Origin of the sequence: Bradyrhizobium sp. TM239 (genome assembly GCF_036247985.1) — a bacterium.
Lineage (GTDB): Bacteria > Pseudomonadota > Alphaproteobacteria > Rhizobiales > Xanthobacteraceae > Bradyrhizobium > Bradyrhizobium ottawaense.
Genome location: NZ_BTIR01000004.1, coordinates 273,090 through 282,627 on the forward strand (window position 1 = coordinate 273,090; position 9,538 = coordinate 282,627).

The window sequence follows — 9,538 nt, forward strand, 5'->3', positions numbered from 1 at the left end:
GACGGCTCAATAATGCGGCGGAGGTTCATTGGCAGGCCCCGGCGCATTGGCCTCGGCGTCCTGCAGCCGCTCGCCGAGCTCTGCGATCTTCCGCGTCAGCAGATCGATCTGCTTCCACTGCGCGGTGATGGTCTGGTTCAACGTCTCGATCGTGTCGTCCTGGTAGGCGAGGCGCGTTTCCAGCGTGTCGATGCGCTCGGCGAGCGTCTTGATCTCATTCGTCACGGCCGTGTCCCTTGTCCCGTTCGCGCAAACCGGATTCTTGCAGGCCATGGCCGAGCGCGACGCGCTCGTCGAACACGAAGCATTCGCCGCGCCAGCGGCTCTGCGCCTCCGGCACCTCTTCCAGATATTTGAGGATGCCGCCCTTGAGGTGATAGACCTCGGCAAAGCCGCGCGCGAGCAGATGCGCGCTCGCCTTCTCGCAGCGGATGCCGCCGGTGCAGAACATCGCGATCCTGCGGTGCTTTGCCGGATCAAGCCCGACGGCGGCAAAATCCTTGAACTGGCCAAAGCTCCTGATGCCGGGATCGACCGCGCCTTCGAACGTTCCCATCGCCACCTCGAAGGCGTTGCGGGTGTCGAGCAGCAGCATGTCGGGCGCGGAGATCAGCGCGTTCCATTCGCTCGCATCGACATAGGTGCCGACCTGGCGGGTCGGATCGGCAGCCGCATCGCCAAGCGTGACGATCTCCTTCTTCAGCCGCACCTTGAGCCGCCCGAACGGCATCGCCTCGGCGGCCGAGAATTTCAATTCGAGATTGTTCAGCCTGCCGACGAACATGTCGCCGTGAGCGAGCTCGTGGGCAAGGACGTCGATGGCCTCCGGCGCACCGGCGAGCGTGCCGTTGATGCCCTCCTGCGCCAGCAGCACGCTGCCCTTCAGCTTAAGGCCGGCGCAGAACGCACGTAGCGGCTCGCGCAGCTCGCGGTAATCCGGGAGGGCGGCGAATTGGTAGAAGGCGGCGACCTTGATGACCGAATCCGGATCAGACATGGCCGCTCGTTTAGCAGGCGGCCGCCGCCCGGAAAACCCGCATGGCCGCCGGTCTCGAAAGGTCTATACGCTCAGCGGATGGCAGCCATTTCCCTGGTATGCCAGCATTGCCCCAGCGGGCCGGAATGTGTCATGTAACCCCGGTTTTTCCGAGATGGCGCGCCATCCGCGCCACGGGCCCAAGAGAGCAAGAATTCGATGAGAAACTTTCATTTCCCAGGCAGGTCCACGGTCCACGCCACCAACGCGATGGTGGCGACCTCGCATCCGCAGGCGTCGCTCGCCGCGATCGAGGTGTTGCGCGAAGGGGGCACCGCGGTGGACGCGGCGGTTGCGGGCTCGGCCCTGCTTGGCGTGATCGAGCCGCAATCGACCGGCATCGGCGGCGACTGCTTTGCGCTGATCCAGCCGCGCGGCGAGGGCAAGATCATCGCCTATAACGGCTCCGGCCGTGCCCCGAAGGCGGCGAACGCGGACTGGTATCTCGAACGCAAGATCAACTCGGTCCCGCTGACCTCGGCACATGCGGTCTCGATCCCCGGCGTGATCGACGCCTTCGCGACCGTGCTGCGCGACCACGGCAAGTTCGACTTCGACCGGCTGCTCCAGCCCGCGATCAAGGCGGCCGAGGAAGGCTACGTCGTCGCGCCCCGCATCGCCTTCGACTGGAAGAACCAGTTCGAGAAGCTGAAGGGCGGCACCAACACCGTGCGTTACCTGTTGCCGGGCGGCAAGCCGCCGGTAGCCGGCGACGTCATCCGCCAGGCCGAGCTAGGCAAGACGCTGCGCGCGATCGCCAAGGACGGCCGCGACGCCTTCTACAAGGGCCCGATCGCGGAAGACATGGTCGAGACTCTCAGGGGGATCGGCGGCCTGCACACGCTCGACGATTTCGCCGCGCACACCACCGAGACGACGACGCCGATCGGCACCACGTACAAGGGCCACGACGTCTGGCAGTGCCCGCCGAACGGTCCGGGCGTCACCGCGTTGTTGATGCTCAACATCCTGTCGCGCTTCGACCTGACCAAGTATGCGCCCGTGAGCGTCGAGCGTTTCCATCTCGAGGCGGAAGCGGCGCGCATCGCCTACATGAACCGCGAGATGCATGTCGCCTCTCCCGAGCACATGAAGATCAACGTCGCCGAGATGCTCGAAAAGGGCTTTGCCGACGAGTACATCAGCAAGATCCGCATGGACGGCATGCTCGACCTGCCGAACGTCGCGCCGCCGATGAACCCATCGACCATCTACATCACGGTGGTGGACAAGGACCGCAACGTCTGCTCGTTCATCAACTCGGTGGCGCATTCCTTCGGCTCGGCCATCGTCTCGAACAAGACCGGCGTCTTGTTCCAGAACCGCGCCGGCGGCTTCCGCATCCAGCCGGGCCACCCCAACTGCATCGAAGGCGGCAAGCGTCCGCTGCACACGATCATGCCGGGCCTGCTCACCAAGGGCGGGCGCTCCACGATGTCGTTCGCGGTGATGGGTGGCCAGTACCAGCCGACCGGCCAGACCCATCTCCTGACCAATATCCTTGACTACGGCTGTGACGTCCAGGAGGCGATCGACATGCCGCGCGGCCTGCACTACGAGGGCCAGTATCAGCTCGAGGACAGCGTGCCGGCTGACATCGTCGAGGGCCTGAAGAAGCTCGGCCACAAGACCACCAGCGTGGTCGGCCCGCTCGGCGGCGCGCAGGCGATCTGGATCGACTGGGAGAAGGGTACGCTCACCGGCGGCTCCGATCCGCGCAAGGATGGCTGCGCGCTCGGCTATTGAGCGTTGCCGCGCGGGGTTCCCCGCGCGAGATCAGGAAAAGTTGACGAAGGGGCGATGCGGCATTTGTTGCATCGCCCTTTCTCGTTCGGAACGGAGCTCGTTGCTTCCGGTTAAGGGGCGATGAGCGGCGCAGGCGTGTGCTGCTGTTGCAGATAAAGCGGCGGAGGCCGTCCATGTCCGAGCAGTCAAGTTCCCGACCATCCGGATTCGATCGGCGCGCCTTCATGGCGGGCGCTGCCGGCAGTGCGCTGATGCCGATGACCGCGCGCGCGGCCGCGCAGGATGCGAGTGCGTCAGCCGCGCAGGATCCGTCGCTTCCCGTCGATGTCACGCTGCGGATCAACGGCAAGGACAAGCGTCTGCGCATCGACGCGCGCACCACGGTGCTCGATGCGCTGCGCGACCATCTCAAGCTCACCGGCAGCAAGAAGGGCTGCGACCACGGCCAGTGCGGCGCCTGCACGGTGCTGATCGACGATCGGCGGGTGGTGTCATGTCTGACGCTCGCGCTCGCGGCGGAAGGGCAGGAGATCACGACGATCGAGGGGCTGGCGACCGACGATCGCCTGCACCCGATGCAGCAGGCCTTCGTCGACAACGATGCGTTCCAGTGCGGCTATTGCACGCCCGGCCAGATCATGTCCGCCGTAGCCTGCGTCAAGGAGGGACATGCCGGGAGCGAGGCCGACATCCGCGAATATATGAGCGGCAACATCTGCCGCTGCGCGGCCTATCCCAACATCGTCGCGGCCGTGAAGCAGGCCGCGCCCGAGATCATGAAAGGCTAGGCGCATGCGACCCTTTTCGTATCAGCGGGCAACAGACCCTGACATGGCCGTGCAGGCGCTGAGCGCCGCCGCGGCAGCCAACAATCCGTTGACGCAGGCGACAGCCCAGCCGCTTGCCGGCGGCACCACGCTGATCGATCTGATGAAGCTGGACGTGATGCGGCCCGCCGCGATCGTCGATATCAATCCGCTCGCGCAAGCCTGGTCGGCAATCGAGCCGGGCAGCGACGGCTTGCGGCTCGGCGCGCTCGCAAGGATGTCCGACGTGGCTGCCCATGCCGAGATCCAGCGCAATTATCCGGTGATCGCCAATTCCCTGAAGCTCGCCGCCAGCGCCCAGCTGCGCAACATGGCGACGCTCGGCGGCAACGTGATGCAGCGGACGCGTTGCAGCTATTTCCGCGACGTCTCCTATGAGAATTGCAACAAGCGCCATCCCGGCTCCGGCTGCGCGGCCATGGACGGCGTCAACCGGATGCATGCCGTGCTCGGCACGTCGGATCAGTGCATTGCGACTTATCCCGGCGATTTCGCGCAGGCGTTGATCGCCCTCGATGCGGCGGTCGAAATCACCGGCAAGACCGGCACGCGCACGATGCCGTTCGCAGAGCTGCACAAGGCGCCGGGCAACTCCCCCGACATCGAGACCGCGCTTCAGCCCGGCGAACTGATCTCGGCCTTCTCGATCCAGGGTCGCTGGCCGCGCTCGGTGTATCTCAAGGCGCGCGACCGGCAATCCTATGAGTTCGCACTGTCCTCGGCTGCGATCGCGCTCGACGTGCAGGACGGCACGATCCGGGATGCGCGCGTCGGGCTCGGCGGTGTCGCCACCATGCCCTGGCGGGCGCGCGAGGCGGAGGCGCTGCTGAAGGGACAGAAGTTTGACGAAGCTCTGGCGCAACGCGTCGCCGATGCTGCCTTTGCAGGCGCCCGCGGCCGCCGGCACAACAGCTTCAAGATCGCGCTCGGCAAGCGCGTGGTGGCGCGCGCGCTCCAGCAAGCCGTAACGATGGAGATCTGACCATGACCGCTGCAGCTCCCTCGCCCAAGGCGAATATGGGCCAGCCCGTGCCGCGCTATGATGCAGCTGCAAAGGTCACGGGGCGGGCGACCTATGCCTCCGACATGCCGCTGGACAATCCGGCCTACGCATTCCTGGTCACCAGTGCGATTGCCAAGGGCCGCATCGACCGTTTCGATCTCGATGAGGCCAAGGGTGTCCGCGGCGTAATCGAGATCGTCACGCACGAGAACGCCCCGAATCTGAAGGAGTCGAAGCTGTTCAGCAATGGCGGATATGCCGGGACCACGATCCAGCCGCTGAAGTCGGCCGACATCGCCCATGACGGCGAGATCATCGCCGTCGTTGTCGCGGAAAGTTACGAGGCCGCGCGCGAGGCCGCCAATCGTGTCAAGGTCAGCTACACCGCCACGGCGCCGAGCGCGAGCTTCGACTCACCGGGAACGACCACGGCCGCCGCAAAGGGACAGAACGCGCAGTTCAAGGAAGACCCCGCGGTCGGCGATTTCGCCAAGGCATTCGATGCGGCCGCGGTCAAGCTGACCGCCGCCTACGACACGCCGACGCAGCATCACAATCCGATGGAGCTGTTTTCGACGAGCTGCGCCTGGATGGGCGATAATCTCGTCATCTACGAAGGCAGCCAATTCGTCTATGGCTTGAAGAACGGCGTTGCCGAGCAGCTCGGCATCGATGCCGACAAGGTGCGCGTGGTCAATCCCTATGTCGGCGGCGGCTTTGGTTCGCGCGGCTCGATGACGCCGCGGACCGCCATCATCGCCGGCATTGCCAAACGCCTGGGCCGCCCGATCAAGCTGGTCCCGACCCGCGATCAGGGTTTTACCATTACGACCCACCGTGCCGAGACGCGCCATGAGATCAAGCTTGGCGCAAACCGGGACGGTAAGCTGCTGGCTTTGAGGCATGAGGGCGCCGAGGTTTCCTCGCGCGCCGACGCCTATTGCGTCGGCGGCACCAAGACGACGACGCGGCTCTATGCCTGCCCGAACGTCGACAGCCTGGTGTCGATCGTGCGTGCCGACCGCAATACGCCGGGCTTCATGCGCTCGCCGCCGGAGGTGCCGTATCTGTTTGCGCTGGAGAGCGCGATGGACGAGCTCGCGGTTAAGCTCAACATTGATCCTGTCGAGCTTCGCCGTATCAACGACACTAATGTTGAGCCGATCGGCGGCAAACCCTATACGTCGCGCTCGTTGATGGCGTGCTTCGATGAGGCTGCCAAGGCCTTCGGCTGGGCGCAGCGCTCGCCGCAGCCGAAATCGATGGCGGACGGCGACTGGCTGGTCGGCTATGGCTGTGCCGCGACCTGCTATCCGACGCAGATGGGGCCGTCCGCTGCGCGCGTGCGCCTGCAGCGCGACGGCCGTACCCGCGTCGAGATCGCCGGTCACGAGATCGGCACCGGCGCCTATACGGTCATCGCCCAGACCGCGGCCGAGCGCCTCGGCGTGCCCCTCGAGAAAGTCGCCGTCTTCATGGGTGACAGCGATCTGCCGCCGGCGCCGGTTGCCGGTGGCTCGAACTCGACCGCGAGCACCTGCTCGGCGGTGATGATGGTGTGCGATCAGATTCGCCAGCGCCTGTTCAAGGCCGCGATGCCGGCTCAAAGCCTGACCGACCGGGCCAAGGAGACTGTGGGCCTCGGACAGACACCGGCCACGCAAGCGGCGAAGGGCGACCGTCCGCTCGACCTTGAGAAGGCCTTCGATGCGCTCGGTGTCGGCGTCGTCGAGGAATATGGCGAGTGGAAGCCGGAAGGCGCGCCGCTGGATTCCTTCCGCGCCATGCACAGCGGGCAGGTGCGGCTCGTCGGTGGTCACGCCATGAAAGACCAGATCGCCTACGCGTTCGGCGCCGAGTTCGTCGAGGTCCGCGTCAACCGCTTCACGCACGAAATCCGTTGCCCTCGCCTCGTCGGCGCGTTTGCGGCGGGCAGGATCATGAATCCGCGCACGGCCCGCAGCCAGCTGATGGGCGGACTGATCTGGGGCATGTCGTCGGCACTGCTGGAGGCCACGGAAATCGACGAGCGCAATGCACGCTACGTCAACGACAATCTTGCCGACTACCTCGTGCCGGTGAATGCGGATGTGCCTGGCGTCGAGGTCATCTTGCTCTCCGAGCAGGATGACCGCATCAATCCCGTCGGCGTGAAGGGCCTCGGCGAGCTCGCCAATGTCGGCACCAATGCCGCGATCTGCAACGCGATCCACCACGCCACCGGTCAGCGCATCCGCAAGCTCCCGGTCCGGCTGGAAAATATCGAGGTGTGAGGGGTGGAAACCGCACTCGCGTTGCGCTAGACACCTTCCGCCTCAAACCGAAGGTGCCTTATGCAGCGTCTCCAGCGCGCGCTCCTCACCCTGATGTCGGCACTCGCGATCACGGTGATCGCAGGCGTGTCGCATCTTGTTTCCACCACGGCCTCGGCCCAGACCGCAGGAAAGACCATGACCACAGCTTCAGGCTTGCAGATCATCGACTCCACCGTCGGCACCGGGGCCTCGCCGCAGCCCGGCCAGATCTGCGTGATGCACTATACCGGCTGGCTCTATGAGAACGGCCAGAAGGGCAAGAAATTCGATAGCTCGGTCGATCGCAAGGAGCCGTTCGAATTCCCGATCGGCAAGGGCCGTGTCATCGGCGGCTGGGACGAGGGCGTCGCCTCGATGAAGGTCGGCGGCAAGCGCACGCTGATCATCCCGCCGCAGCTCGGCTACGGTGCCCGCGGCGCCGGCGGCGTGATCCCGCCGAACGCGACGCTGATGTTCGACGTGGAATTGCTCGCGGTGAAATGACGCATCGCGTCATTCCGGGATGGTCCGAAAGGACCAGACCCGGAATCTCGGGATTCCGGGTTCGGTGCTACGCGCCGCCCCGAAATGACGGCAAGAAAAAGACCGGCCTTTCGGCCGGTCTTTTCGCTTTTGGATGCCGCGCGTCATTCCGTCGCGCGCTTTGCTCCTGCCGCTGCGCGATCGATCGCGTCCTTTGCGGCGTCCTTGGCATCGCCCATGGCCTGCTGGCCCTTGCCCTTCACTTCCTGGACGACGCCTTCGCCCTTCAGGCGGTCGGAACCGGTGGCTTCGCCGATGCCCTGCTTGGCCTTGCCGATCGCCTCGTTGGCGTTGCCCTTGATCTTGTCGGTCGTGCTACCCATGAAACTCTCCTTCTATTTTGCTCGCAGAGACAACGTCCCGCGGCTACGAGGGTTCCGAATTTGGTATGGCTCGCGAATGCGGCTTCGGGTTAGGTTGCCGCGCACGGAACCAACAGAAAGCAAGTCCCATGACCGGCCATGACCATTCGCATTCCCACCATGACCACGATCACGACGATCGCTGGAAGCATGACGGCGTGCGCGTCATTCCCGGCAACCAGCTCGATACCAACGTGCCGTCGACGGCAGGCATGGACCGCGCGGCCGCGATCAATTTCGCGCGCGTCGGCGCGCAGAAATTGTGGGCCGGCACCGTCAGCATCAAGCCGGACGCCAAGACCGGCGCGCATCACCACGGCCATCTCGAAAGCGTCATCTATGTGGTGAAGGGCAAGGCGCGGATGCGCTGGGGCGAGAGCCTGCAATTCACGGCCGAGGCCGGCCCCGGCGATTTCATCTTCGTCCCGCCTTACGTGCCGCATCAGGAGATCAACGCCAGCCCGGACGAGGTGCTGGAATGCGTGCTCGTGCGCAGCGACGGCGAGGCGGTGGCGATCAACCTCGACATTGAGCCGGTCGAGAAGCCCGAGACCGTGCTGTGGATCGACCCGGTGCACCGGGACCCGAACGAGAAGAAGTAAGGCTGCCTGAGACCGCGGGGGCGGTGTGACAGAACCTCGCGGGCGATGGGGCCAAAAATAATCGGACAGCCGTGTCGGATGGCCGCCGGGCCATCCGTCCTTGGGGCAGAACCCGCCAAGGAGCTTCCGATGTCCAAGATGATCTTCGTCAACCTGCCGGTGACCGACCTTGGGCGCGCCACTGCCTTTTACGAGGCGGTCGGCGCGGAGAGGAACCCGCAGTTCTGCGATGACACGGCGAGTTGCATGGTCTTTTCCGAGGCCATTTTCGTCATGCTGATGACCCACGACAAATTCCGCCAGTTCACGCCGAAGCCGATCGCGGATGCCAAGACCTCGAACCAGGTGCTGCTCTGCCTGTCCGCGGACAGCCGCGACGAGGTCGACGACATCGTCGGCAGGGCCGAGGTCGCGGGCGGGGTAGCTGATCCCAGCCCGAAGGACGAGTTCAGCTTCATGTACGGCCGCAGCTTCGAAGATCCGGACGGCCATATGTGGGGTGTGAACTGGATGGACCTCGCGGCCGCGACAACGCAGCCCGACATGGCGAGCGCCTGATCGAAATCCACGCAATCGAAGAGTTGAAGAGGAGCGTTCACGATGTCCAAGGTGGTACCCTGCATGTGGTTCAACGGCGATGCCGAGGAAGCCGCGAAGTTCTATGTCTCGCTCGTGCCGAATTCGGCGATCACGCACGTGCAGCGCAACGTTTCGGACGGCCCCTCCGGCAAGGAGGGCTCCGTGCTCGTCGTCGAGTTCACGGTCGCCGGTCAGCCGCTGGTCGCGCTCAACGGCGGCATGAAGATGGAATATACCCACGCGATCTCGCTGATGATCCATTGCGATGACCAGGCCCAGGTCGACAGCGTCTGGAACGCGTTCCTCGCCGATGGCGGCAAGGAAGAGCAGTGCGGCTGGCTCAGGGATCGCTGGGGCGTGGCCTGGCAGGTGGTGCCGAAGGTGATGTTCGAATTCCTGTCGAGCCCGGACAGGGCCGCAGCCGCGCGCGCGATGCAGGCCATGATGAAGATGGTGAAGCTGGACGTCGACACGTTGCGCCGCGCGTTCGAGGGCAAGTCGGCGGCGTGACGGCGATACCGGTGCTGTAGCAACCATTAAAGCACG

The 9,538-nt window shown here is 65.0% G+C and carries 11 protein-coding genes; 8 read left to right on the forward strand and 3 right to left on the reverse strand.

Annotation, left to right across the window (positions count from 1 at the left end; all coding sequences use genetic code 11):
* Positions 1-6: 6 nt before the first annotated feature.
* Together AABA84_RS08765 and trhO are read right to left on the reverse strand one after the other, a co-directional pair.
* Positions 7-225, reverse strand: a complete 219-nt coding sequence (locus tag AABA84_RS08765; RefSeq protein WP_212249215.1) for a SlyX family protein — start codon at positions 223-225, stop codon at positions 7-9.
* A complete protein-coding gene (gene trhO / locus AABA84_RS08770) occupies positions 215-997 on the reverse strand; it encodes an oxygen-dependent tRNA uridine(34) hydroxylase TrhO (RefSeq protein ID WP_338311877.1) in 783 nt (260 codons plus the stop codon). Before trhO ends, AABA84_RS08765 begins: the two co-directional genes overlap by 11 nt.
* Positions 998-1,195: 198 nt before the next feature.
* Here trhO and ggt point away from each other — a divergent pair, with 198 nt between their 5' ends.
* The 5 genes from ggt to AABA84_RS08795 all read left to right on the forward strand — a co-directional run bounded on the left by ggt (position 1,196) and on the right by AABA84_RS08795 (position 7,410).
* Complete coding sequence (ggt, locus tag AABA84_RS08775) at positions 1,196-2,782, forward strand: gamma-glutamyltransferase (RefSeq protein WP_338308877.1); 1,587 nt, start codon at positions 1,196-1,198, stop codon at positions 2,780-2,782.
* Between the two features lie 173 nt (positions 2,783-2,955).
* Complete coding sequence (locus AABA84_RS08780; protein ID WP_338311878.1) at positions 2,956-3,570, forward strand: (2Fe-2S)-binding protein; 615 nt, start codon at positions 2,956-2,958, stop codon at positions 3,568-3,570.
* 4 nt (positions 3,571-3,574) lie between these two features.
* Positions 3,575-4,591: an FAD binding domain-containing protein gene (locus AABA84_RS08785; protein ID WP_338311879.1), complete on the forward strand. Its 1,017-nt coding sequence runs from the start codon at positions 3,575-3,577 to the stop codon at positions 4,589-4,591.
* Between the two features lie 2 nt (positions 4,592-4,593).
* Entirely contained in the window at positions 4,594-6,885 is a 2,292-nt protein-coding gene (locus AABA84_RS08790) for a xanthine dehydrogenase family protein molybdopterin-binding subunit (protein ID WP_338311880.1), read from the forward strand.
* Between the two features lie 60 nt (positions 6,886-6,945).
* Positions 6,946-7,410, forward strand: a complete 465-nt coding sequence (locus AABA84_RS08795; protein WP_338311881.1) for an FKBP-type peptidyl-prolyl cis-trans isomerase — start codon at positions 6,946-6,948, stop codon at positions 7,408-7,410.
* Positions 7,411-7,553: 143 nt separating this feature from the next.
* On the opposite strand, the gene AABA84_RS08800 is transcribed toward AABA84_RS08795, so the two are convergent.
* Positions 7,554-7,772 carry a CsbD family protein gene (locus AABA84_RS08800; protein ID WP_212249222.1) on the reverse strand — a complete coding sequence of 73 codons (219 nt, stop codon included), beginning with the start codon at positions 7,770-7,772 and terminating at the stop codon, positions 7,554-7,556.
* A gap of 128 nt (positions 7,773-7,900) precedes the next feature.
* Here AABA84_RS08800 and AABA84_RS08805 point away from each other — a divergent pair, with 128 nt between their 5' ends.
* The 3 genes from AABA84_RS08805 (at position 7,901) to AABA84_RS08815 (ending at position 9,502) form a co-directional block, all read left to right on the forward strand.
* On the forward strand, positions 7,901-8,413 hold the full coding sequence (locus AABA84_RS08805; protein WP_080137629.1) for a cupin domain-containing protein: 513 nt from the start codon (positions 7,901-7,903) through the stop codon (positions 8,411-8,413).
* Positions 8,414-8,542: 129 nt separating this feature from the next.
* Positions 8,543-8,971, forward strand: a complete 429-nt coding sequence (locus tag AABA84_RS08810) for a VOC family protein (RefSeq protein WP_212249223.1) — start codon at positions 8,543-8,545, stop codon at positions 8,969-8,971.
* A 42-nt stretch (positions 8,972-9,013) separates the two neighbouring features.
* On the forward strand, positions 9,014-9,502 hold the full coding sequence (locus tag AABA84_RS08815; protein WP_338308881.1) for a VOC family protein: 489 nt from the start codon (positions 9,014-9,016) through the stop codon (positions 9,500-9,502).
* Positions 9,503-9,538 lie beyond the last annotated feature (36 nt).